This is a genomic window from Acinetobacter sp. ANC 5054, assembly GCF_002135295.1.
In the GTDB taxonomy this organism is placed as follows: Bacteria; Pseudomonadota; Gammaproteobacteria; order Pseudomonadales; family Moraxellaceae; genus Acinetobacter.
Map to the genome: position 1 here is coordinate 39,858 of NZ_NEGG01000017.1, position 23,699 is coordinate 63,556.

General features: G+C 38.3%; 21 protein-coding genes. 9 read left to right on the top strand and 12 right to left on the bottom strand.

Annotated elements, in window-relative coordinates:
* Nucleotides 1-61 precede the first annotated feature (61 nt).
* Nucleotides 62-2,086, bottom strand: coding sequence for an NADPH-dependent 2,4-dienoyl-CoA reductase (locus B9T33_RS15045; protein ID WP_086179701.1), 2,025 nt, complete (start codon nucleotides 2,084-2,086; stop codon nucleotides 62-64).
* Nucleotides 2,087-2,268: 182 nt separating this feature from the next.
* Here B9T33_RS15045 and B9T33_RS15050 point away from each other — a divergent pair, with 182 nt between their 5' ends.
* Both B9T33_RS15050 and B9T33_RS15055 read left to right on the top strand, forming a co-directional pair.
* Nucleotides 2,269-2,808, top strand: coding sequence for a PadR family transcriptional regulator (locus B9T33_RS15050; RefSeq protein WP_086179737.1), 540 nt, complete (start codon nucleotides 2,269-2,271; stop codon nucleotides 2,806-2,808).
* A 25-nt stretch (nucleotides 2,809-2,833) separates the two neighbouring features.
* Nucleotides 2,834-3,745, top strand: coding sequence for an alpha/beta fold hydrolase (locus B9T33_RS15055; RefSeq protein WP_086179702.1), 912 nt, complete (start codon nucleotides 2,834-2,836; stop codon nucleotides 3,743-3,745).
* A gap of 74 nt (nucleotides 3,746-3,819) precedes the next feature.
* Here B9T33_RS15055 and B9T33_RS15060 read toward each other — a convergent pair whose 3' ends face one another.
* Nucleotides 3,820-4,731, bottom strand: coding sequence for a LysR family transcriptional regulator (locus B9T33_RS15060; RefSeq protein WP_086179703.1), 912 nt, complete (start codon nucleotides 4,729-4,731; stop codon nucleotides 3,820-3,822).
* 278 nt (nucleotides 4,732-5,009) lie between these two features.
* Between B9T33_RS15060 and B9T33_RS15065 the strand changes: the two genes are divergently transcribed.
* On the top strand, nucleotides 5,010-5,918 hold the full coding sequence (locus tag B9T33_RS15065) for a LysR substrate-binding domain-containing protein (RefSeq protein WP_086179704.1): 909 nt from the start codon (nucleotides 5,010-5,012) through the stop codon (nucleotides 5,916-5,918).
* Nucleotides 5,919-6,238: 320 nt separating this feature from the next.
* On the opposite strand, the gene map is transcribed toward B9T33_RS15065, so the two are convergent.
* Nucleotides 6,239-7,033, bottom strand: coding sequence for a type I methionyl aminopeptidase (map, locus tag B9T33_RS15070; RefSeq protein WP_086179705.1), 795 nt, complete (start codon nucleotides 7,031-7,033; stop codon nucleotides 6,239-6,241).
* A gap of 350 nt (nucleotides 7,034-7,383) precedes the next feature.
* Here map and brnQ point away from each other — a divergent pair, with 350 nt between their 5' ends.
* Nucleotides 7,384-8,676 carry a branched-chain amino acid transport system II carrier protein gene (brnQ, locus tag B9T33_RS15075; RefSeq protein WP_086179706.1) on the top strand — a complete coding sequence of 431 codons (1,293 nt, stop codon included), beginning with the start codon at nucleotides 7,384-7,386 and terminating at the stop codon, nucleotides 8,674-8,676.
* A gap of 587 nt (nucleotides 8,677-9,263) precedes the next feature.
* Nucleotides 9,264-9,500: a hypothetical protein gene (locus B9T33_RS16620; protein ID WP_086179707.1), complete on the top strand. Its 237-nt coding sequence runs from the start codon at nucleotides 9,264-9,266 to the stop codon at nucleotides 9,498-9,500.
* A gap of 197 nt (nucleotides 9,501-9,697) precedes the next feature.
* Here the strand turns inward: B9T33_RS16620 and B9T33_RS15085 are convergent, their stop codons facing one another.
* Nucleotides 9,698-10,159, bottom strand: coding sequence for a hypothetical protein (locus tag B9T33_RS15085; RefSeq protein ID WP_086179708.1), 462 nt, complete (start codon nucleotides 10,157-10,159; stop codon nucleotides 9,698-9,700).
* A gap of 160 nt (nucleotides 10,160-10,319) precedes the next feature.
* Here B9T33_RS15085 and B9T33_RS15090 point away from each other — a divergent pair, with 160 nt between their 5' ends.
* The 3 genes from B9T33_RS15090 (at nucleotide 10,320) to mqo (ending at nucleotide 13,857) form a co-directional block, all read left to right on the top strand.
* Entirely contained in the window at nucleotides 10,320-11,180 is an 861-nt protein-coding gene (locus B9T33_RS15090) for an alpha/beta fold hydrolase (protein ID WP_086179709.1), read from the top strand.
* A gap of 248 nt (nucleotides 11,181-11,428) precedes the next feature.
* The gene (locus B9T33_RS15095) at nucleotides 11,429-11,914 is read left to right on the top strand and encodes an Lrp/AsnC family transcriptional regulator (protein ID WP_086179710.1); all 486 of its coding nucleotides are present in this window, start codon (nucleotides 11,429-11,431) and stop codon (nucleotides 11,912-11,914) included.
* 296 nt (nucleotides 11,915-12,210) lie between these two features.
* Nucleotides 12,211-13,857 (top strand): malate dehydrogenase (quinone), encoded by a 1,647-nt coding sequence (mqo, locus tag B9T33_RS15100; RefSeq protein WP_086179711.1) that lies wholly within the window; start codon nucleotides 12,211-12,213, stop codon nucleotides 13,855-13,857.
* Between the two features lie 211 nt (nucleotides 13,858-14,068).
* Here mqo and B9T33_RS15105 read toward each other — a convergent pair whose 3' ends face one another.
* From B9T33_RS15105 to B9T33_RS15140, 8 genes are all read right to left on the bottom strand, one after another.
* Nucleotides 14,069-14,977 carry a tetratricopeptide repeat protein gene (locus tag B9T33_RS15105; protein ID WP_086179712.1) on the bottom strand — a complete coding sequence of 303 codons (909 nt, stop codon included), beginning with the start codon at nucleotides 14,975-14,977 and terminating at the stop codon, nucleotides 14,069-14,071.
* A 181-nt stretch (nucleotides 14,978-15,158) separates the two neighbouring features.
* The gene (gltS, locus tag B9T33_RS15110; RefSeq protein ID WP_086179713.1) at nucleotides 15,159-16,382 is read right to left on the bottom strand and encodes a sodium/glutamate symporter; all 1,224 of its coding nucleotides are present in this window, start codon (nucleotides 16,380-16,382) and stop codon (nucleotides 15,159-15,161) included.
* 203 nt (nucleotides 16,383-16,585) lie between these two features.
* Nucleotides 16,586-16,801 (bottom strand): hypothetical protein, encoded by a 216-nt coding sequence (locus B9T33_RS15115; protein ID WP_086179714.1) that lies wholly within the window; start codon nucleotides 16,799-16,801, stop codon nucleotides 16,586-16,588.
* Between the two features lie 183 nt (nucleotides 16,802-16,984).
* Nucleotides 16,985-18,229 carry a PD-(D/E)XK nuclease family protein gene (locus B9T33_RS15120; RefSeq protein WP_086179715.1) on the bottom strand — a complete coding sequence of 415 codons (1,245 nt, stop codon included), beginning with the start codon at nucleotides 18,227-18,229 and terminating at the stop codon, nucleotides 16,985-16,987.
* Between the two features lie 133 nt (nucleotides 18,230-18,362).
* The gene (locus B9T33_RS15125; protein WP_086179716.1) at nucleotides 18,363-21,002 is read right to left on the bottom strand and encodes a bifunctional aconitate hydratase 2/2-methylisocitrate dehydratase; all 2,640 of its coding nucleotides are present in this window, start codon (nucleotides 21,000-21,002) and stop codon (nucleotides 18,363-18,365) included.
* 298 nt (nucleotides 21,003-21,300) lie between these two features.
* Nucleotides 21,301-21,570: a hypothetical protein gene (locus tag B9T33_RS15130; RefSeq protein ID WP_086179717.1), complete on the bottom strand. Its 270-nt coding sequence runs from the start codon at nucleotides 21,568-21,570 to the stop codon at nucleotides 21,301-21,303.
* Between the two features lie 279 nt (nucleotides 21,571-21,849).
* Nucleotides 21,850-22,209, bottom strand: coding sequence for a hypothetical protein (locus tag B9T33_RS15135; RefSeq protein ID WP_086179718.1), 360 nt, complete (start codon nucleotides 22,207-22,209; stop codon nucleotides 21,850-21,852).
* 113 nt (nucleotides 22,210-22,322) lie between these two features.
* Nucleotides 22,323-22,757, bottom strand: a complete 435-nt coding sequence (locus tag B9T33_RS15140) for an I78 family peptidase inhibitor (protein WP_086179738.1) — start codon at nucleotides 22,755-22,757, stop codon at nucleotides 22,323-22,325.
* A 299-nt stretch (nucleotides 22,758-23,056) separates the two neighbouring features.
* Here B9T33_RS15140 and B9T33_RS15150 point away from each other — a divergent pair, with 299 nt between their 5' ends.
* A complete protein-coding gene (locus B9T33_RS15150; protein ID WP_086179720.1) occupies nucleotides 23,057-23,692 on the top strand; it encodes a LexA family protein in 636 nt (211 codons plus the stop codon).
* The last annotated feature ends 7 nt before the right edge of the window (nucleotides 23,693-23,699 follow it).

Sequence of the window (23,699 nt, forward strand, 5' to 3'; positions counted from 1 at the left end):
TTGGGAGGGATTCTTTGAGATAATCCCTCCTAAATCACCCTTTATCTAAGGGAGACTTTTATTAAATAACCGCTGCCAACTCAGCACCTTGACGAATCGCACGTTTGGCATCAAGTTCACCCGCTTCTTTAGCACCACCAATCAAATGCACGTTTTTTCCATCTGTTTTAAGCTGTTCGTACATCGCGGTATATTCTTCCTGACCTGCACAGATGATGACATTGTCCACTTCAAGTACGCGGGTTTGACCGTCCACAGTAATATGTAAGCCTAAGTCATCAATCTTGTCGTAACTTGCCCCAGCAATCATTTTCACATCACGATGTTTTAAACCCGTACGGTGAATCCAACCTGTGGTTTTACCTAAAGTTGCGCCTACTGACTTTGCTTTACGTTGTAGTAAATACACTTCACGCGGAGAAGCTTCGACATCTGGGTGTTTCAAACCACCAACCTGTGCATAGCTCGTATCAATACCCCACTCATCATAGAATTTTTGTGGATTCAAACTACCGCTTTCGCCTTCATGCGTTAGATATTCCGCAGTATCAAAACCAATACCACCCGCACCAATAATAGCTACACGCTTACCTACAGGTTGACGCTCTTTGAGCACTTGCAAATAGCTCATTACTTTTGGATGATCAATGCCTTCGATATGCAACTGACGTGGTGTGACACCTGTTGCCACGACAATATCGTCAAATGCTGAATTCACCAGTTCATCATAGGTCGCAGTATGATTCAGCACCAATTTGATTTTTGGCAACAACTCAATTTTGTGTTTGAAATAACGAATCGTTTCGTAAAATTCTTCTTTGCCCGGTACAGTCTTGGCAATATTAAATTGACCGCCTATTTGGTTAGACGCCTCAAAAATTGTCACGTTATGACCACGTTCAGCTGCATACGTTGCAAAGCTTAAACCCGCAGGACCTGCACCAATCACGGCAATATTTTTCTCAGCCGCAGATTCTTTAAATATCAGTTCTGTTTCGTAGCAAGCTTGAGGATTCACTAGACAGGTCGCAATTTTCATTGAGAAAATATGATCCAGACAGGCTTGGTTACAACCAATACAGGTATTAATTTCATCACTGCGGCCTTGCTCGGCTTTTTCTACAAAGTAAGGATCCGCCAGCATTGGACGTGCCATAGAAACCATATCCGCATGACCTGATGCCAATACATGCTCTGCCATTTCTGGGGTATTAATACGGTTTGAGGTAATTAAAGGAACTTTCACCTCTCCTTTTAATTTTTCAGTTACCCATGTAAATGCTGCGCGTGGCACTTTGGTTGCAATAGTCGGAATACGTGCTTCATGCCAACCAATACCCGTATTAATAATGGTAGCACCTGCTTTCTCAATTGCTTTTGCCAGTTGAACCACTTCTTCAAAAGTAGAACCACCATCCACCAAATCCAACATTGAAAGACGATAAATAATAATGAAGTTTTCACCAACTAGATCACGGGTACGACGAACAATCTCTAAAGGGAAACGCATACGATTTTCATAGCTACCGCCCCATTCATCATCACGATGGTTGGTACGTGCAGCAATAAATTCATTAATGAGATAACCTTCCGAGCCCATGATTTCTACACCGTCATAACCTGCAATTTGGGCTAATTGCGCACAACGCGCAAAATCATTGATGGTGCGCTCAACTTCTGCTGAGGTTAAAGCGTGCGGTTTCACAGGGTTAATCGGTGCTTGAATTGCAGAAGGTGCAACGTTATCTGCCTGATAAGAATAACGTCCAGTATGTAAAATTTGCATCGCAATTTTACCGCCTGCCTCATGTACGGCTTGGGTAATTACTTTATGCTTTTCAGCTTCCTCAACTGAGTCCAGCTTTGAACCGCCTTGGAAGGTCACACCATCATCATTTGGAGAAATACCACCCGTTACGATTAATGCCACTCCACCTTTGGCACGTTCTGCATAAAAAGCCGCCATACAATCATAACCACCCGGCGCCTCTTCAAGCCCAACATGCATAGAACCCATCAATACTCGATTTTTAAGCGTAGTAAAGCCCAAGTCCAATGGTGCCAATAAATTTGGATAATTTGACATTTTTTCTCCTTAGCGTGCTGATGAGCTGGCTATTTTTATGTTTGCTATTGCAAATTAAGTGATCTCGAACTTTCTTGAATTACATTTAATGCAACTTGTTGCACTAATTTATATTCGAGAATTGATTTTTATGCAACATGTTGCATAATAAAACACATAAATTCTTTATGACTGAGGCGTATATGTCTTTAGCCCATGTTTTACTCACGAGCTTACTCGAAAAGCCCAGCACAGGTATCGACCTTGCACGGCGTTTTGACCGCTCTATGGGCTTCTTTTGGAATGCGACGCATCAACAAATTTATCGCGAACTCAGCGGTATGCATCAAAAGGGCTGGATTAGCCCGATTGAAGAAGACAGTAGCAATAGCCGTAAAAAAACCTATCAAGTAGAACAACTCGGTCGGACTGAACTGGCAAGCTGGATGGTAGAACAAAGTCCACCTGCTCAGTTACGTGAAGAATTAATGGTCCGCCTACGTGCCGAAGCACAGCTTGGTAGTAATGCTGTTTTGCCTGAATTAGAACGCCATCTTGAATTACACAAGGAAAAACTTACTGTCTATCAGTCGATTTTTGCCAAAGACTTTGCCGACGCAAAAGATGAAGATCGAACCTTGTATATTCATAAAATGATTTTACAACTGGGTATCGACTTGGAAATAGGCTGGATTAAATGGCTTGAAACCATCATTCCGCAGCTACATAAATTTGAAAAATAAAACAAAAAGATTAAAGGATTAAGCTATGCCGCATTACACCATGCCTGATGGCGCTCAACTCTTTGTCCGAGAATATGGACAAGGTGAACCCGTATTGGTGCTATCTGGTCTGGGTATGCAAAGTTGGCAATGGCATCCTTTTCTTTATACTCATCGCAAAGATTTTAAATTTATTATTCCAGATTGGCGCGGTTTTGGTGGTTCGAAAAACTGTGCTATCCCTGACTTAGATACGATTTCGAGCCATTGGCGAGATATTGAATCTTTGGTCGAGCAATTAGGTTATGAACAGCTCACAGTCATTGCTTATTCTATGGGGGCAACCACCACCATGCACGGTTTAAAATATGGGCAGTTTGCAGAGCGAATCAAAGCTTATTTACATATTGATCAAACGCCAAAAATCAGTGTGGATGTAGATTGGAAATATGGCCTGTATGGTAAACGCCATACTGAATTTTTAGATATCTTACAGAACATTTCAACGGTACTTGAACCAAATCTTGCTGTGCCCTTTGCGCAGCAGATGGATCAAGGCAGTCGACAACAGCTCATCAATGCTTGGCTGCGTTTTATCGACCTACAAAACAGCAATCCCTTGAGTTTAAAGCTGTTTCATTATGCCTATAATCAAGCACTCTTACAAAAAGTGATGCTGCCGAGTCAAAGCGTGGCTTATTTATATTGGTATATACAAAATTATTTACATCATAAAGAAGACTACCGCGAGGCAATTGCGCAGTTAAAAGCACCGACAACTTTTTTCACTGGTGAAAAATCAATTTTATATGCTGCGCAAGGTCAACGTATTGTGGCAGACAGTTTAGCTCATGCCACACAAATAATTTTCCATAAATCAGGTCATACACCTTTAATCAGCGAGCCGATTAAATTCAGTCGTGAAATTACCAAATTCTTAAATCAACATCATCATTAATCTGCAATAAAAAGAGCCCATCATGATGAGCTCTTTTTTCAAAACATTTTCACTAAAAACCCATGCTTTAGGACTTAGAAAACACGTCGATCATACTCAATCGCTTCCAAGTCATACACTTGGTAAACACAGTCAAATAGTGGTCGTGCCAACTCGCCTTCATCATCATTTCTAACAATTAAATAAATCTGACTGATTGCTGCAGTATCGGACAACTTCACGTAGTTCACGTGTCTAAACTGCATGATCTGAACCGATTCGGGCACAATACAAATCCCTTCGCCAGCAGCCACCATACCCAGAGATTGTTGTAAATCCGATTGAGTATTAAAGCGCTTAGGTTCCATACCATATTCTAAAAATAAGGATTTAATTAGGGATGCGTAGCTTTGACCATCAGTCGCTGGATAAACAAAAATTTGCTCATCTTTTAAATGATTCAAAGAAATCTGTGGCTGCGAAGACAAGGGATGACTTGAATGAACCGCAGCAATTAAGCGTTCCTCACGCAGTAATACACGCTTCACCGCATGATCCGATACACGCACTCGGCTAAAGCACGCATCTACACGCCCTTCTTTGAGCGCTTGGATTTGATCCATTGCATTGAGTTCAATCAAATTTACATTTAAATGTGGATATTGTTGACGGAATAAATAAACAATGCGTGGCAATAAACCACAAAGCAATGAACCACCATAACCGATGTTAATCGTACGCTCAGTGGCACTTGCACGTTGAGTAATAAGCTTAATTTCTTCAGCATTAGCAAGTAATTTAACTGCTTGCTGGTAAAAGAAGCGGCCAATTGTGGTGGTCTTTAAAGGACGGCTTCCCCGTTCAAAAAGTTGCGCACCCAATTCTTCTTCCAAATTTTGTATTTGACGACTTAGTGGTGGTTGGGCAATAAACAACTTTTCAGCAGCCTTGGTAAAACTTTGTTCTTCTACAACTGCGACAAAGTAACGTAAATGTCTTAGTTCCATGACATTATCCTTTAATGTCGATTTTCTTTCTTGATGGCATGTTGCTTGAATATATCAGGACGACAATCAAATCACATCTGTCAAATTCAGTTATTTAACAGCTGACTATACCACTTACATTGTTTGGTCATCCTAATGTGAAACGATTAGCAGGTTAACCCGACTTTAGTCTTGGCAATTGACTAGCCTCAACACACTGAAATACGACAAAACACGATTGACTTCATGCAACAGTTGAAGTTAATTAGCAACATTGTTGCAAATATGGAATAAGACAAGTGCTCAGCGATCTGGATGATTTTTATTGTTTTGCTCAAGTGGTTGAACATGGCGGCTTTAGTGCAGCTGAACGCGCCACTGATATTCCAAAATCCAAACTTAGTCGACGTGTTTATAATTTAGAAGAGCGTCTAGGCGTACGTTTAATTCAGCGTAGCTCACGCCACTTTGCGGTGACAGATATCGGTATGAATATTTATCGTCATGCACAAGTGATGATGAATGCCGCTCAAGCTGCACACGATTTAGTAGATCATTTAAGTACACAGCCACGCGGTTTGATTAAAGTCAGTCTACCCGTGTCGATTGCCCAAAATGAAATGACCAAAATCTTGCCTGAATTTTTGAAACGCTATCCCGAAATTAAAGTACAAATGATGGTGACCAATCGTCGTGTCGACATTATCAATGAAGGCTTTGATTTAGCACTACGTGTGCGTTCCAATTTGGATGATGATCCGAACTTGGTGATTCGTAAATTTGCCACGATTGAGCAACATTTATTTGCAAGTCAGGCTTATCTCAACCAATTTGGTGACTTAAAAGTTCCTGAAGATTTAAGTAAACATCAAATTTTGAGTATGGCCGATGAACATCTAGATCAACATATAGTGGTGAACGACGCAGAAAATCATCAGAAAAAAGTCAAAGTGAATCCAACTGTGATGGGTTCTGACCTTTCAATGTTAGCCGCTTTGGCCTGTCAAGACTGTGGTGTTGTACTGTTACCCGACAGTATTGTTGCAGATCACGTGAAATCTGGAGCATTGGTTCGTGTCTTACCAGAATGGAAAGCCGCACATGGTATATTCCATGCAGTCTATCCTTCACGCCGTGGCTTATTGCCTGCGGTACGCGTATTTATTGATTATTTGGTTGAATCCTTAAGTACCGCACAAAAAGTATAAATTACAGGCAAAAAAAAGCTTACTCACGTGGTGAGTAAGCGAAAACTTAAAAACTTAAGTAAATTCAGAAACTACAGCAGATTCTGTACAGCTATTTTATGTGCAAAGTGGAAAGATATTAAATCGTTAAAAGCTCTAACTGAATACCTTTCAAACTCTCAACCGCATAAATATCAAGCCTTGAACAAAATGATTAAGTTTTAAAAACTATATATTGTATATTCATTTACCAACTCTAGACCAAAGTCTAAAAAATATACAATTGTATAATGAATATTTTAACTTTAAATATTTAGCCGTATCAAACCGCAAAATATCACTTAAATTGCAGGGTAATTTCCAGTACCTTCTGGCCATGGCGATAACAATTCAAAACCTGTATCTGTTACCACTACCATGTGCTCCCATTGTGCAGACAATGAACGGTCAGCCGTAATCACCGTCCAACCGTCTTTAAGCTCTTTGGTCCGTGCTTTACCGCTATTAATCATCGGTTCAATGGTAAAGACCATGCCTTTCTTCAGAATAACACCTTGACCTGGTTGCCCATAATGCAAAACACTTGGTTGTTCGTGATACACCTTACCAATCCCATGACCACAATATTCACGGACAATGCTATAACCTTCACGGTGTGCAACGGTTTGAATGGCATGACCGACATCACCTAAAGTTGCGCCCGGTTTCACAGCATGAATACCTGCAACCATTGCCTCATAAGTGGTTTCAACCAATTTTTTCGCAGCAGGTGATACTGTGCCTACAGAGTACATGCGGCTGGTATCACCAAAATAACCATCTTTAATAATTGCAACGTCAATATTAATAATATCGCCATCTTTTAATACTGTTTCTTTAGATGGAATACCGTGACAGACTACTTCGTTGGGTGAAATACAGGTGGTTTTGGTATAACCATAATAGCCAACATTGGCTGGAATCACTTTTAGTGTATTGACAATAAAATCGTTACAGATGTCATCAAGATATTCCGTCGTCACACCCGGCTTGACATACTCCCCTATCATCTCTAAAACCTGTGCGGCAAGACGACCTGAAATACGTAATTTTTCAATATCTTGCTCGGTTTTAATCGTGATTTTGGAAGCTTTCATCTGAACATCCTCAAATTTTAATTAATGAATTATAGACCTTTTAGATTTTTTTTGTTTTATGCACGTCATTTTTCCATGTAAATTTTCCCCATTGTTCAACTTTTAATGCTGAAATTTAGAACAACTGTTTAATAGCTAAAAAATATCGAAACCCAGAAGCCAGCCAGTAAAACCATTTATTCACAATAATTCCTTTTAATTATCAATCGTATAAATAAAACATCATTTTATCTTTTAATATAATCGGTAAAAATATTATAAAAATTATATATACGATTCATAAATTAACACCCAAAAGCACTGACATTTGCACTAAAATTGGCGCTTTCCATCGTTCATCTCCCTTTTTTATGACAAGTCTCCGTACTCGGGATATTGTTGCCTTAGGTTTTATGACCTTTGCACTCTTTATTGGTGCAGGTAACATTATTTTCCCACCGATTGTCGCACAGCAAGCAGGTGAACATGTATGGTTAGCTGCGTTTGGTTTTCTCATCACCGCAGTTGGTCTACCTGTTATCACGATTATAGCTTTGTCACGTGTAGAAGGTTCCATTCAGGTTTTAAGTTCACCTTTGGGTAAAGCTGCCAGCATTTTACTCACCGTGATTTGTTATTTAGCTGTTGGTCCTTTATTTGCAACCCCCCGTACCGCAACCGTTTCTTATGAAATTGGTTTTTCATCTTACTTTGGTGACTCTGCCAGCAGTTTGATGATTTACAGCCTGATCTATTTTGCTTTGGTGACTTTGGTTTCACTTTATCCAAATAAAATTTTGGATACAGTCGGCTACTTCCTTTCACCACTGAAAATTTTAGGATTAGTTATCCTTGGTATTTCAGCATTTTTCTTGCCAGCTGGCATTGTACCTCCTGCCATTAATAACTACGTTTCTGCACCCGTTTCAGAAGGTGTTGTAAATGGTTATTTAACTATGGATACGCTTGGTGCTTTGGTCTTCGGTATTGTGATTGTAAAAGCCATCACTTCACGTGGTGTAACCGACGGCAAGCTCGTTACCAAATATGCTGTAATCGCAAGTCTCATCTCAGGTATTGGTTTAACACTGGTTTATATCAGCTTATTTAAACTGGGTATGGGTAGCCATGAAATCGCTCCAAATGCTACAAACGGCGCAGTGATCCTGCATGCTTATGTACAACATGCATTTGGTGATATGGGTGCTTATTTCTTATCTGCCATGATCTTTATTGCATGTATGGTAACGGCAATTGGTCTCACCTGTGCTTGTGCTGAATACTTCTCTGAATTAACGAAAATTCCATACAAAATCTTTGTATTTATTTTAGTTGGTTTCTCATTACTGATTTCAAACTTAGGTTTAACCAAACTTATTGCGGTTTCAGTGCCAGTGTTAAGTGCGATTTACCCACCTGCAATTGCAGTGATTTTATTAAGCTTTATCGCCAAATTCTTCAATAAGCCTTCGATTGTGATTGCCCCTGTGACTGCATGTGCATTTATTTTCGGTATTTTTGATGGCCTTAAAGTTGCTGGATTTAAAGACTCACTTCCAAGTTTTATTGCAAACCTACCACTTGCTGAACAAAATTTAGCATGGTTGATTCCATCGATCATTGTATTGGTGATTGCCGCTGTATTCGACAGAATTAAAAAATAAGCTTTTTTTAACCTTGTCCTGAAATCGAAGTTTTACCCGAATGACGATTTTTATTCGTGACCAATATTTGTCGAGTTTTACCCAAACTGACATCTATTCGTCCCATTACAGTGCAATAAAATTTGGCGATATTCAGCAGAAATTGCTTTTTATTGAAATCCAAAAATGTTAAAAACAACCCTAGCCAAAAATTAGCAATAAAAATATTAATATTTAAAATTCAATAACTTTAATAAACAATATGAAACACAATCTCCATATTTAACCCCCATTTTCCACGTATACTTATCGGTTTCGCGTCGTAAACCGCATTCATTATTGCGCTAATCTGCAAAATGGTATGTAAGTTGCTTGATCATCTGTATAAATATTATTTGTCTTGAAATGTTGATTACATCCCAACTCACCAAGATACCTGATATTTATTATATGAATAAAAGCTTTATTCTTATACGAAGATCTAACATGGTTTTATGACAAAATAATGACATTTGCTATTGAAATACTTCTAATTTAGAAGTACAACAGTAAATCAAACCTGACCAAAATCATGGGGTTTTGGGAAACAACAACAAGGAGGGGTGGAGATGTTATCAGTACATTTCAAAAAGCAATTCTTCATTAACGCTCTGAAGGCCAATAAAAACATGGTGACTTATATGAGCACCACAATTGCGCTTATGCTGACACTTTTGATTCAAGGCTTAATACAAGGAAATTTAAGACCTGAATACTTTGCATACGCTCTGGTCGTATCAATTGCGTTTTACTTATGGGCCGTCATTGACCATAAGTTTCGAAAGCAGAAATCTGCAGAATTTTAAGCTAGAAGATGGATGAGGCATCATCCATCTTGAAAAAAGAAAAGATGCCACCCTTTCGACCAAAAATAAGAATAAAAAATTAAGTTTTAGCGCTCAAAAATAAAGTGACTTTTCACCTCAATTTCAATTTAGCCCGATCATTATTTTAGCCATATTCTCCCCCTACCAATCTTATTCAAGATCATTACGTAGAAGACCTAATACCAAAATTTAACAATCACTCCGAACAGCAATCCAAATGTTGCAACGACTTCCCCAATGACCAAAGCGATCATTGCCACAGTCATTAAAGCTTTTGGCAAATACCATTTTCCAATCACATGTGGAGTTTTAAATTGATTCGTTGTATCTGCCAAAAATCCATGCAGCACATAACTCAATATCGAAAAACTAAAAAAGCCAATATTGATCAAGACAAAAGCTAAATTCAAAGTTGCTGGAAGTGCTGAAAAATATGCCAATACAGCCAAAATTAAAGTTGCTGGAGCATATAACAAACTACTGCGATGTGCGATATCGACATAATAATGCGCACGCGCCAATTCAGAATTTCGAATTTGTATATATTTCCAAACCCCTGTCAGCATGCCTACCCACAAATATATACCACTAAATACAATGGCAATTTTTACAGCAGCTGATAACTGAATTAAATCCATCTCTCATCCATTTTCAAATTATTCTTTTACGCTGACTATTTTGACCGATAAAAGTGCAATTCTACATATAACCCATGACTTTGTAGTCATTATTTAAACAAGTTTCTTTTTGGAACTTGTGTAAATTAGAATAGTCGGAACAAAGCCATTCGTAAAAATCATGTCACAGTTTGAAAATCTGAATATCCAATGCCAAGATGGCTACACATTAAGCGCACGTTTCTATGCGCATCAAAATAAAATAGCCAAACCCTTACCTGTGCTCATTTGTCCAGCTACAGGCATCACTAAGCAATTTTATAATAGTTATGCTACTTGGCTGTGCGAACAAGGCTATGACGTATTGGTATTTGATTTTCGAGGCATTGGTGAATCTCTCTACGGGCCACTAAAAAAATCTACAGCTAGCATTGTGCAATGGGGGCAACTGGATATTCCCGCTGCAATTGAAACATTGTTAGATAAAACGAATGCTCCGCAAGTGATTTTACTGGGACATAGCGCTGGTGGACAGCTTTTAGGGATTGTGCCGAATTATGACAAGGTTGCCAAAGTCGTTGCTGTATCTGGTTCCACTGGTCACGTCAAAGATTTAAAAGGTCGAACTAAACTGCTCGCACCTGTCATGTTTAATGTGATTTTCCCCATTGCTCGCTTCACTTTGGGTTATGGTCCAACCAATGCAATTGGCATGGGTGAAAACCTTCCGAAAGACGTTGCCCGAGAATGGGCGCAGTTCTGTAGCAAACCTGGTTATGTGATTAATGCATTAGGTAAAACAGTGCAATATGACTTCCATAAACAAATTAACTGTCCAATTACCGCTATGTGGAGTTCAGATGATGAAATTGCCACCGAAGCAAATGTTAAAGATCTACTTCGTTTATATCCAAATGCTGACATACAAATGATTGAGTTAAAACCGAAAGCAACTGGTCATAAAACCATTGGGCATATGATGATGTTTAAATCTTCGCACAAAAATCTTTGGTCTGTGATTGAGCAAGCTTTACACGTTTAATTTTTGCCACTCAGTCAGTAATCCGGCTGGGTGGTACTTTTTATATTTTTCATATCACGTATATCTTATCTTTACTGCCCTACTTTTTTCAGCTTACTTTAACCACGCTTGCCGACTTATTTATATCAATTCATTTGAATGCTATTTTCCTTTGCATGATCAGTGTCATTTAACTGTTTCTATTTTCATCAGCCTTATTGGTGAATAAATGGTATAACTTATTTTTCTAATTAATATTCCGTATAAGCATGAGTGAAACACGTCATAACTTGGACAGAATTGATCGCTTAATTTTATCTGCTTTAAGTGAAGATGGAAGGCTGACCATTGCGCAGCTTTCCGAACGTGTCGGCTTGTCATCGTCTCCTTGTTGGACACGTTTAAAGCGCCTAGAAAATCTTAAAATTATTGATGGTTATACTGCCAATATCAATCCCAAAGCGATTGGTATCAATGAATTGTTCTTTATTGAAATTACTTTAGAACGTCATGATGATGAAATTTTAGATCAATTTAGTGAAACACTGGCCAATATGCCTGAAGTGGTTGAAGCGCATTTGGTGACGGGTGATTATGATTATTTGGTCAAAGTTGCTGTGAAGAATGCTGAACATTATGAGCGGTTTTTGAGAAAAAACTTATATTCAATGAAAGGCATACGCCACACGCGCTCAATTTTTGCCTTACGCCAGTTAAAATCTGCCGGTAGTGCAGATTTAATGATGATTGAGTGATCACGAACATCATCATTATTAACTTATTTTAAAAAATACAAATGATGTCCAGTTCCGATGCATCGGTTTCAATGCTTTAGCTCAAGTGAAATACTTGGGCTAAAAATAATTAGTTTATTTTATCACCAATAACTAGACACCCATAACAAGCTGTAAATTAATAACTTTTATAAAAACTATCTCAATTAATTTCAAATAAGACTACTCAAAAACTTATTGTCATTACATTTCTCCACATTGTCTCCATAATTTTCCTTTTATGATTAAAATAATTAAAACAAGCAGAGATCATGATAATGAAGAAATTTTTAAAATACCTGCTCATATTCATTATTATCGTACTAGTTGCTGGATTGATTTTCTTGTTTAGACCGATTGCATCTAAACAAGTCAAAACCGCTGCTGATGAACCTGTTCTCGATGCAGTACTCATTGGCGGTGGGATTATGAGTGCAACTTTAGGTACGTATTTAAATGAACTGCAGCCGGATTGGAAAATCCAAATGTATGAACGGCTCGACCAAGTCGCAATGGAAAGCTCTAAAGGGCTCAATAATGCGGGTACGGGCCACTCTGGTTTTATGGAAATGAACTATACGTCTGAAAAAGACGGAAAAATGGATATTAGCAAAGCTGTAAATACTGCTTCGCAATTTGAAGTAGCAAAACAGTTCTGGTCCTACCAAGTTAATCATGGTGTTTTGGGTAATCCAAAGTCATTTATTAACCCCGTTCCACATATTGCCTTTGTTTGGGGCGACAATGTTAAGTTTTTAGAAAAACGCTATGCGGCAATGATTAAAAGCCCAATGTTCTATGGCATGAAATTTACTGAAGATCCGAAAGTGATTCAGCAATGGGCACCTTTGGTCATGAATGGTCGTGATGCCAATCAAAAAGTCGCTGCAACCTATATGGATGTGGGCTCAGATGTAAACTATGGCTCGATTACTAGCCAACTGGTTTCTCACTTAGAAAAACAGCCTAACTTTAAATTAAGTACTTCTACCGAAGTCACTGGCATCAGTCAAAACGACGACAAAACTTGGACCATCTCTTTTAAAAATTTAAATGACAATAAAGAAGGCCATGTTAAAACCCGCTTTGTATTTATTGGGGCGGGCGGTGCCGCGGTAAAATTACTGCAACTTACAGGCTTGCCAGAGGCTAAACAATACGCAGGTTTCCCAATCGGCGGTACATTCTTAATGACGGATAACCCTGCCGTTACTGCTGCACATACGGCCAAGGTGTATGGTCGTCCTGAATTAGGTGCACCTCCTATGTCTGTGCCACATATTGATACGCGTTATATTGATGGTAAGAAATATGTGCTATTTGGACCATTTGCCACATATTCAAACAAATTCCTGAAAAATGGTTCAGAAACTGACTTGTTTAGCTCTGTAAATAAAAGCAATGTGCTGCCAATGACGAAGATTGGATTTGAAAATCTAGATCTAGTGAAATATTTGGTCAGCCAAGTTATGCTTTCACACGATGAGCAGCTAGCTGAACTGCGCAAATATTATCCTGAAGCCAAAGCTGATGACTGGAAGCTGAACCAAGGTGGTCAGCGTGTACAAATCATAAAAAAAGCACCAGGCAAACCTGCATCACTTGAGTTTGGTACAGAAATTTTTGCATCTAAAGATGGTGCTGTAACTGCCCTACTTGGTGCATCACCAGGTGCGTCTACATCGCCATATATTATGTTGAATCTTTTAGAAAAATCATTCCCTACGCAAGTTAAAGGTGCGTGGAATCCTAAACTGAAAGAAATTGTACGTTCATATAATCAGGATTTGAGTGCAAACCCAGTGCTCTTGAATAATATTCGTGAATATACCAGTACAACGCTCGGCTTAAATTATGCACCTCGTATACCTAATGCTGCGAATGACAGTCAAATGACTGTACCAGCGCAAGCAAATGCTCGTTAAATGCTACTTTTTAGGATGATAGTTCTGAAAAATTTTTAGATTTATGTTCTAATACACGCAGTATGAGATGAGCCTTATATGAGTATCACGCGAGTGATACGACTAGCCCCTAACCATGGGGCTTTTTAATGTCTACGATTTGGTCTTCGTTCCAAGAAATCTCACACATGCAGCATTTAACTGCATTCTATTAAACCGTATAAGTTCCGAATTATTTAACTTTATTTGCCGCCAAATATTCAGCGGCTTCATCCTCTTCACTGACTTGTTTATACCACTTGATTGCCATAGTTTTATCTTTTTTAACACCTAAACCTTGAGCATACATGCGACCCAAAAACAACTTGGCATAATAATCATCTTGCTTCGCAGCAGCATTACACCACTTAAATGCACTTTCATAATCCTGCTTTAATGGATGTGTGCCATAAAAATAAAAACGGCAGATATTAAATTGTGACAGAGATTCACCTTTCTTTGCTGCCGCCAAATAATATTTTAATGCTTGCGTATTATCCTGTGTTGTACCACTACCTTCTTCATACATCACACCTAGATTTGACATAGCATCTTTATCACCCGTACTGGCAGCTTTGTCATACCAGTAAAATGACTTTTTCAAATCTTTTTCAGTATTGCTTTCGCTTTCACCCGTACGATAAGCCTGTGCCAAATACACCATAGCTGGCACATAGCCCAATTCAGCAGATTGTAAAAGCAATTGATTGCCTTTATTTATATTTTTCTGAACCCCTGCACCCAATGTATAAGCAACAGATAATTCATATGTGCCTTTCGGAGATTTTTGCGCGCTGGCCTTTTGAAACCACTCAAACGCTTTGGTTCGATTTTTTTCTGTACCAATCCCCCAATGATACGACTCGCCCACACTCACTTGTGCAGGTGCATAGCCTTGCTCAGCAGATTCAAGCATCCATGCAAAACCTGTATTCTTATCTTTGGCAATGCCTTTACCATGGTAAATCAACTGCCCGACTTCATATTGTGCTTGAGCATCGCCCTTTTGAGCTTTTGCAACCAAGTCTTTGGTATATTCCACTGCGTATAGATTTATAGATAATGCGCTGATGCTGAGTGCGAGTAAAAAGTTTTTAATCATTGTGTTTTATCGTTATGCATAAATTTTGGGCATTATAATAATTTCAGAATTAACTGCAAATGGTCAATCCTTCAGTTTGATCCCATTGGGTTTTTAAAATCGTTTATTACTTTTTAGATTAGCTTTAAAAAAAGCGCCCTTAGGCGCTATTTATTCTTCTATTTGAAGTTCACCATTCCGATTAACTGAATATGCCAATCGAAAACTGAATGACAAAGGCATTTACGATATCGACAAAAAAAGCCCCTGTAAGCGGAATAATCAAAAAGGCTTTATGTGACGGACCATAAGTATTGGTGACGGCTTGAATGTTTGCAATGGCCGTAGGCGTCGCTCCCAAATTGACACCACATTGCCCTGCACAGAGCACAGCAGCGTCGTAGCTTTTGCCCATAACTCGGAACGTCACGAAGTACAAATACAATGCTAAAACCAAAGTTTGTACCATTAAAATAATAACCAATGGCCCTGCCAAATCTGCCAACAACCAAAGCTGTAATGACATGAGTGCCATAGATAAAAACAGTGCTAAAGACGCATTACCAAAGACATCGATACAGCGATCAAACATTTCAATTTTAAACACCAATTCGAGTGTATTTCTTAAAAACACACCACAAGCTAAAGCCCAAACGAAAGTAGGCAATTCAAACCATTGTCCTCGTGCAAAGTCTGTCATGAAGTATGCAAAGCTAATGCAAATGGCAAACATCCCCATGGTTTTTACGGCATCATCTGCGGTAATTAAACGTGTTTTTTCTGGATATTCAAAAGGTGCTGTTTCTGAAGCTGGCGGCGCTTCATTACGTCCTGTAGCTGGAATGATTTCTTCTGCTAATTGAAAGCGACGAATTAGAAACTTAGCCACTGGGCCACCCATCATACCGCCGATGACTAAGCCAAATGTCGCACTTGCCATCCCTAACACCACTGCACCTTGTATGCCATGATCTTGCTCAAAGACTGTTCCCCAAGCGCCTGCCGTACCATGTCCACCTGTGAGTGTAATTGAGCCAGTAATCAAACCAATAAGCGGATCTAAACCTAAGGCTTTCGCAAGACTTATACCCACTACATTTTGCAGCAATACAAAAACAATCACACATCCTAAGAATAGAATAAGTGCTTTTCCACCTTCTTTGAGCTTACCTAGACTTGCACTCAAACCTACAGAGGTAAAGAACATCAACATGAATATTTGCTGTATATTTGCATCAAAATTTATGGTGATATCAAAATTTTTAAACAATATAAAAGTAATGACTGCTGCAACTAGACCACCTGCGACAGGTTCAGGAATGTTGTATTTTTTCAGTATGGAAATTTTATTTACGAAGAAATAGCCGATAAATAAAACCAAAACCGCCATGACAATTGTCAAAAAAGCATCTAGCTCATAATTCATAATTTAATCTTAAGTACTCAATTTTATTTATCTTTTTACATAATTCTGTGGTTGTTTTCAGCTAGAAAAATGTAAAAACACAACTCCTTCCAACTTTTAAGCTTATTTATTAGCTCGAAAGATACTTAAAAATAAAAATGCTCAGATCATTTGATGTTCTGAGCATCGGTTTATGAGTATTTAGATTAACCTTATTTGAGATTTTACTTTATGTCATACACCCAGTTATGAGCTTGTTTGTCTGTGGTGGTTTCGCAGACATAATAGTCATGATCCCACGAGTCTGGATGGAAGATTTCTTTTTTGGTATAGGTGACATTTTTACCTTTTTCGACACAGATAAAGCTGTCACCTTGGTCTTTGACTTGTGTTCCGTTGAGGAAACCACCAATACAGAGGAAGCGGGATTGTTTTGCCATATTATTACATCAACTTTCTAATTCATTTTCCAATATGCAGATTAGACGATGGATTGACTCAACTGTAAAGTATAGCCAATCGCATGAGTATAAAAACTATCAATCAAACCAATATTGATTTGGTCTGATTGATTCAAATAATTATTTATCCAAATACTATGGTGTTAAAATACTAAAAATTGACTAATTGCATAGTTTGTTTAAAGTCTCTAATTCATTAATTCTTTCTTGTATGAAATTTTCTAAATAATAATTATCTCTTATTGCCAATAATTTTAAAGCTTCATCAGTAAAATCTCTAAGATTCGGTACAGGACAGCTAATCCATGGCTTCTCAATTTTTTTCCAATTTAAACGTATATCCCAATTTGGAAATATACTAATAATCTCTTTTAGCTTTTCTTCATCACCATTATCTAAAATAATCCCATAATGCATATAATTAGTAGCAGCAATAAATAAGAATGTTACTTTTGGATTAATTTTACTTCTTAAAACACATCCAATTACTTCTCGATCCTCAGCTTTATTTTTAGAACTAACTTGTTTAAACCATTTTTGACACTTTTTAAGTGTGTAATTTATATCCAAGAAATCATCTAAAATATCAAAATTACCTGTTTCTATTAACTTCTTTTCAAAATGTTCAAATAATTTAAAAAGCAATTCACCGCGATACTCACTACTGTTAAATTGATTAGAAAGTTTTCTAATAGCTTCTAACTCAACAGGTGCTATATCAATTAACATTTTTTTTAATTCCTTATTTACTGTTATCAATTTTCCAGTCAACATTTTTAGCAAGTTTAAATACTGATTAAGTGCTGCTTTAATATTAGGAGTTTCTTTAACTAAAAATAATGTTCTTTCAAGCCAACTACTGATATCCTCTCGGTAACTCAAACATTGTAAATCTATAGAATTAATCTCATTATTCTTTTCTATAAAATATTTCCCCTTTATACTTTTAATTTTTCCTAATGAGGATTTTGTGGGTTCATCACCGTGTAATGTTAAGTAAATTATTGTAGGAATCTTTTTCCTTTCAATACAATAATCGTAGTATCTATTTAGCTGTTTACTCTGATCCACTGCATAAATTTTGTTCTCTATTATTATTACTTTATTTTTATTTTCTAATAACAAATCAATCTGACCTTGTTCACATCGAAACTCTCTTTTGATAGAAAAAGAGTGATCTATTTCAAACTCTAGCTCAAAATAATCAATAAAACATTTTAAAAAAAGATCTTTTTGCCCATGTGATCCATTAGGATCTAATAACTCTTTAAGAATAGGTGTATGGGTAAATACTTCACTGCTTCCAACACCCGACAACATTAATAAATTAAAATAATCGCCATGATCTTTATCTTTATTAATAATTTCTACAGTCTGCTTTATTAAATTATCAATATATTCTTGCATTTAAATACTCAAAAAAATAAGGGCTGATAAATCAGCCCTTATCTTATATTGCATAACGCTTAATTTCCAAGAAAATCATAGATTTACTCTTGCGCTAGGGAAAAGTCTTTCGGCTTTTCTTAATCCTTGCTCATTAAGTCAATTGAGCAGCAGCAATTTTCTTAGTATCAACATCTTTAGCAGCGTCAGTATAGTCGCCCATTTTGTCGAAGCTTAAGTATTGGTAGATGTCTGCAGACATGCTATCAATTTGAGCTGCATATTCTTGGTACTCAGCTGGAGTTGGTAATTTACCAAGTACAGCAGCAACAGAAGCAAGCTCAGCAGAAGCTAAGTAAACGTTCGCACCTTGACCTAGACGGTTCGGGAAGTTACGAGTAGAAGTCGATACACAAGTAGTGTTCGGAGCTACACGTGCTTGGTTACCCATACATAATGAACAACCTGGCATTTCTGTACGCGCGCCAGCTTTACCATAAGTATTGTAGAAACCTTCTTCCATCAGTTGACGTTCGTCCATACGCGTAGGTGGAGCAATCCACAAACGAGTTGAAAGTACGCCACCAGGAACTTTCTCTAACAACTTACCAGTTGCACGGAAGTGACCGATGTTAGTCATACATGAACCTACGAATACTTCATCAATTTTCACGCCTTGAACGTCAGAAAGCAATTTAGCGTCATCTGGGTCATTCGGGCAGCAAAGAACTGGTTCAGTAATTGTAGAAAGGTCGATTTCATACACTTTAGTGTATTCAGCGTCAGCATCAGCTTTAAGAAGTGATGGGTTAGCCAACCATTTTTCCATGTTTTCTACACGGCGCGCCATAGTACGAGCATCGCCATAACCTTCAGAAATCATCCATTTCAACATTGTAATGTTTGATTTAAGGTATTCAGCAACTTTCTCTTCAGAAAGCGTGATAGAACAACCAGCAGCTGAACGTTCAGCAGAAGCATCAGAAAGTTCGAACGCTTGCTCAACAGTAAGGTCAGTTTCCATTTCTGTAAGGTCGATCTCAAGGATACGGCCAGAGAAGATATTTTTCTTACCTTTTTTCTCTACAGTTAAGTCGCCTTCTTGGATCGCTACGTAAGGAATCGCATGTACTAGGTCACGTAGAGTGATACCAGGTTGCATTTTACCTTTGAACTTAACAAGAACAGACTCAGGCATATCAAGTGGCATAACACCAGTTGCTGCAGCGAACGCTACAAGACCAGAACCCGCTGGGAATGAAATACCGATTGGGAAACGAGTATGTGAGTCACCGCCAGTACCAACTGTATCTGGAAGAAGCATACGGTTTAACCAAGAGTGAATAATACCGTCACCTGGACGTAGTGATACACCACCACGGTTCATGATGAAATCAGGAAGCGAGTGCTGCATTTGAACGTCAACTGGTTTTGGATACGCAGCTGTGTGACAGAAAGACTGCATTACTAGGTCAGCAGAGAAGCCTAGGCAAGCAAGATCTTTAAGTTCGTCACGAGTCATTGGACCTGTTGTATCTTGAGAACCAACAGTTGTCATCTTAGGTTCGCAGTAAGTACCTGGAAGTACACCTTGACCTTCAGGAAGACCACATGCGCGACCAACCATTTTTTGAGCTTGAGTGAAGCCTTTACCAGTAGCTGCAGGTTGAACTGGAGTACGGAATAAAGTTGAAGGTGCAAGACCAAGAGCTTCACGAGCTTTAGTTGTTAAACCACGACCAACGATAAGGTTGATACGGCCACCAGCACGTACTTCATCTAGAAGAACTGGAGTTTTAAGTTCAGATTCAGCGATTTGAGCGCCGTCTTTGAACGCAGTTACTTTAGCAGCAGCGTGGTCAATTTTAAGCGTGATTTCGTCGCCCATGTTCATGTTTTGAACATCGATTTCTACTGGTAACGCACCAGCATCTTCCATAGTGTTGAAGAAAATCGGAGCGATTTTAGAACCTAAGCAGTAACCACCGTCTTTTTTGTTCGGGATGTGAGCAATGTCGTCACCGAAGAACCAAAGTACAGAGTTAGTTGCTGATTTACGAGATGAACCAGTACCAACAACGTCACCTACGTAAGCAACTTGGTTGCCTTTCGCGATAAGGTCTTTAATTTGGTTAAGTGGACCAACTTCGCCTGGTTTTTCAGGGTTGATGCCATCACGTTCGTTTTTAAGCATTGCATTCGCGTGTAGCGGAATGTCTGGACGGCTCCATGCGTCTTGTGCAGGTGACAAGTCGTCAGTGTTAGTTTCGCCAGTTACTTTGAAAACTGTAAGTTTGATTTCTTCAGGAACGTCTTTACGGCTAGTGAACCATTCAGCGTCAGCCCAAGATTGCATAACTGCTTGTGCATTTGCGTTACCCGCTTTTGCTTTATCAGCAACGTCGTGGAACGCATCAAATACAAGAAGAGTTTTCTTAAGTGCTTCAGCAGCTAATTCAGCAAGCTCTGCATCATCAAGAAGTGCAACTAAAGGAGCAACGTTATAACCACCAAGCATAGTACCTAGTAGGTAAACCGCACGTTCTTTAGTTACTAAAGGAGAAGTCGCTTCGCCTTTAGCCAAAGCAGCTAAAAATGCAGCTTTAACATAAGCAGCTTGGTCAACACCTGCTGGTACACGATTTTCAAGCAAATCAACTAAGAATGCTTCTTCGCCAGCTGGTGGATTTTTTAATAATTCAACTAATGCAGCTGTTTGAGCATCGTCAAGTGGCTTCGGTGGGACTCCGAGTGCGGCACGTTCTGCAACGTGTTGGCGGTAAGCTTCTAGCACGGTGTTATTCCTCTTTTTTAAAAAATCACTTACGAATATTTTGCTTCCTTGAAAGCTTCATAAGTAATATGGACTGCTAAATTTTACTAAAATTCCAGTTAAAAGTTAATGCACTACAAGTGTTTCTTCGTGATGCCCATTATTTTATAAATAAATGATGCTCATATCGTATATACAATAAACAAAATCAGTACTTAGAGTATATTTTTTAAAGCACTTTTTAACTTTTGACTAAAATCTATTTATAGAAAAAGGCAACCAAATGTTGCCTGATTTTAAAAAGCTTGCATATTCAACCTTAGTGGACTGTCGTTAAGCTTTTATATTGTTGAAGTTCTGTTCGATCACCAATAAATTTTACACACCATTCGTCTTGGCAAACGCTTTGATGTTGGTTGCTAGCAAAGGTGATATCAACTAAATAGCGTTGAGATTCATTTTCGAGTTTTTGGCGCAAGATGACTTTATCTCCAATACTGAGCACATAGTTTCCGCCACCAATTATGGCTACACCCTGTTCGTCTTCTAGGAGTAGATCCGCGTTATGCATATAGCCTATTACGTCCATTCTGCCGCTCCTTCTTTCTTATGATTCTAAAATTATTATTCATTAAAAAGATAAGCTTTTCTATATTTATGAATTAGCAAGTTGTCACAATTTGTATTTCGCTATGCTTAGGCTATTTTAAGTGTTTAAATATCTCGTGCTCAAAATAACCAAAAGAGAAATATGCATGAACTCAATCATATGGCTAAACGACGGATTGCTATCTGTTGTAACTGACAACTGATTAATACAGCGTTTAGGTTTTACTTTACGTATTATCTCGCATAAAAAAACCGTTCCTTAGAACGGTTTGTAATCTGGCATTTCGGTATGCGGTGTTGCGATACATTTTTCAGTAAACTCAGCACGAATTTTTTCACGTGCTTTTTCAACATCTGCATTAATTTCAGCTTGCGGCAAAGCATAAACTTCATCAATGATGTTCAGAATAAATCCTTTGGTGGTTTCATCCTCAATCTTGCTGGCATGCTCAACTGCTTTGTCTTTTTCAATTGCATTTTGACGATCTAACATAATCGTACGTGCAGCATTCCCTACACTTTTACAGTAACCATGCCATTGCTGTTCTGGAGTTAAAGGGGCTTTTTCAGCACAGCCAACCAAAGCTGCAATCACAGATAAAGCAAATAACTTTTTCATGAATATCTCCTATCAGGACGCAATATAAAAGATCGTAATGGATTTGTCATTTAAATTAGTAGCAGCCGAACAAACAAAAAAAGCCCATTCGGGCCTTTTTTATGAGTTTTGAATTAACCACAAGCTGCTTGAATAATCTTCTGATTGATTGGATTTACAGTGACGGTTACGCGCTCTACACGATAATCCATTGTCACTGGTTGCCCAGGTTTTACTAAACGGACAATTTGAGCTTGGCTAATTGCTTTGATCTGATCTTCTGTCAATTTTGCTTGGCCAATCAGCGTTTTGGCCTTTTCGGCTACACATTGGGTCTGGCTACTACGGAATAATGCCCATTCTTCAACCACTTGCCCGTTTGGCAGATGGCAATACCCCACCTGACCATTTGCTTCATCACGAATCTCAAGTTTACCTTTTTGCTCTACACAATATTGGCTGGCTGGATTTGCCATACCAATTTTTTCTAGTGTATTTTCAGTTTGCTGTGTTGTACTACAACCCTCCATAAATGCTGTCAGTGCAGCTAAAATCCATATATTTTTCATCATGTCTATTTCTGAATATAAAAAATTTAAGTTATCAAGTTTGTGGCAAATAAACGAGTTGTTTATTGCAATTTTTAGCAATCATTCCGCTTTCTGCGATTGGGCAGCAATATACCCTTTGTTCAAAATACAACACGCTATTTTCTTGGAGCTGATGATAATTTTTGGAATATTTAAAACGACTCAACTTGTCGCAGTTATGATTTTAAAGGTTTTATAAATTTGAAAATTGACCTGCTCAACGCGTATGCTAAAAAAATAATTTTCTTCAAACACGCCTCGTTGCGTAGGAGCAAAATATGTCAAAAAAACTGCCGATTTATTTTTCGGACGAAGCTTGGTCATCTCTACAACAGCTCATGGGAGATGACGGCAAACCCAGTCCGACCATCAATGCTTTACTCGAACAATGTGCTGATCAAGCCTTATTCAATTCGTCATTGAACGTTCAAGCCATCCAAAAAAACTCAAATATTGAACTGCCAGTGGCCTTAGAGCGTATTCCTGCTGGCCCTGCTTTTGCCAATAAAGATGTCTTTGAAAAGGTCTTAGACCTAAATGATTTCTTGGTGATTAATCCCCTTGCTACCTTTATTGCACATGTAGACAGTGAATCTTTGCTCAATGCCGGCTTTGAAATTAATGACACTTTTTTAGTTGATCGCAGCTTAGAAGCCAAACATGGCGATATTGTGGTCGCGCTGATTGATAATCGTGAAATCACACTCAAGCGGCTCATGATTACAGCCAAAATGTCGAAAGAAGAAATTGCCGATATTTTTGGTGATCCCAATAAAGCCTTACCTGAGGTTTGGCTAAAGGCTGAAAATCCTGCCTATGAGCATATTATTCTCTCGGATAGTGAATCCATCGTTGTGCAAGGTGTTGTGACATTTAATTTAAAGCAATTTTATAAGCGCTCATCGCACAACTAACAATCAG

Bases quoted from the DNA above. Each gene is read 5' to 3' on its own strand.
- B9T33_RS15045 (WP_086179701.1), bottom strand. From the start codon at position 2,086: ATGTCAAATTATCCAAATTTATTGGCACCATTGGACTTGGGCTTTACT.
- B9T33_RS15050 (WP_086179737.1), top strand. From the start codon at position 2,269: ATGTCTTTAGCCCATGTTTTACTCACGAGCTTACTCGAAAAGCCCAGC.
- B9T33_RS15055 (WP_086179702.1), top strand. From the start codon at position 2,834: ATGCCGCATTACACCATGCCTGATGGCGCTCAACTCTTTGTCCGAGAA.
- B9T33_RS15060 (WP_086179703.1), bottom strand. From the start codon at position 4,731: ATGGAACTAAGACATTTACGTTACTTTGTCGCAGTTGTAGAAGAACAA.
- map (WP_086179705.1), bottom strand. From the start codon at position 7,033: ATGAAAGCTTCCAAAATCACGATTAAAACCGAGCAAGATATTGAAAAA.
- brnQ (WP_086179706.1), top strand. From the start codon at position 7,384: ATGACAAGTCTCCGTACTCGGGATATTGTTGCCTTAGGTTTTATGACC.
- B9T33_RS16620 (WP_086179707.1), top strand. From the start codon at position 9,264: ATGTTATCAGTACATTTCAAAAAGCAATTCTTCATTAACGCTCTGAAG.
- B9T33_RS15085 (WP_086179708.1), bottom strand. From the start codon at position 10,159: ATGGATTTAATTCAGTTATCAGCTGCTGTAAAAATTGCCATTGTATTT.
- B9T33_RS15090 (WP_086179709.1), top strand. From the start codon at position 10,320: ATGTCACAGTTTGAAAATCTGAATATCCAATGCCAAGATGGCTACACA.
- B9T33_RS15095 (WP_086179710.1), top strand. From the start codon at position 11,429: ATGAGTGAAACACGTCATAACTTGGACAGAATTGATCGCTTAATTTTA.
- mqo (WP_086179711.1), top strand. From the start codon at position 12,211: ATGAAGAAATTTTTAAAATACCTGCTCATATTCATTATTATCGTACTA.
- B9T33_RS15105 (WP_086179712.1), bottom strand. From the start codon at position 14,977: ATGATTAAAAACTTTTTACTCGCACTCAGCATCAGCGCATTATCTATA.
- gltS (WP_086179713.1), bottom strand. From the start codon at position 16,382: ATGAATTATGAGCTAGATGCTTTTTTGACAATTGTCATGGCGGTTTTG.
- B9T33_RS15115 (WP_086179714.1), bottom strand. From the start codon at position 16,801: ATGGCAAAACAATCCCGCTTCCTCTGTATTGGTGGTTTCCTCAACGGA.
- B9T33_RS15120 (WP_086179715.1), bottom strand. From the start codon at position 18,229: ATGCAAGAATATATTGATAATTTAATAAAGCAGACTGTAGAAATTATT.
- B9T33_RS15130 (WP_086179717.1), bottom strand. From the start codon at position 21,570: ATGGACGTAATAGGCTATATGCATAACGCGGATCTACTCCTAGAAGAC.
- B9T33_RS15135 (WP_086179718.1), bottom strand. From the start codon at position 22,209: ATGAAAAAGTTATTTGCTTTATCTGTGATTGCAGCTTTGGTTGGCTGT.
- B9T33_RS15140 (WP_086179738.1), bottom strand. From the start codon at position 22,757: ATGAAAAATATATGGATTTTAGCTGCACTGACAGCATTTATGGAGGGT.
- B9T33_RS15150 (WP_086179720.1), top strand. From the start codon at position 23,057: ATGTCAAAAAAACTGCCGATTTATTTTTCGGACGAAGCTTGGTCATCT.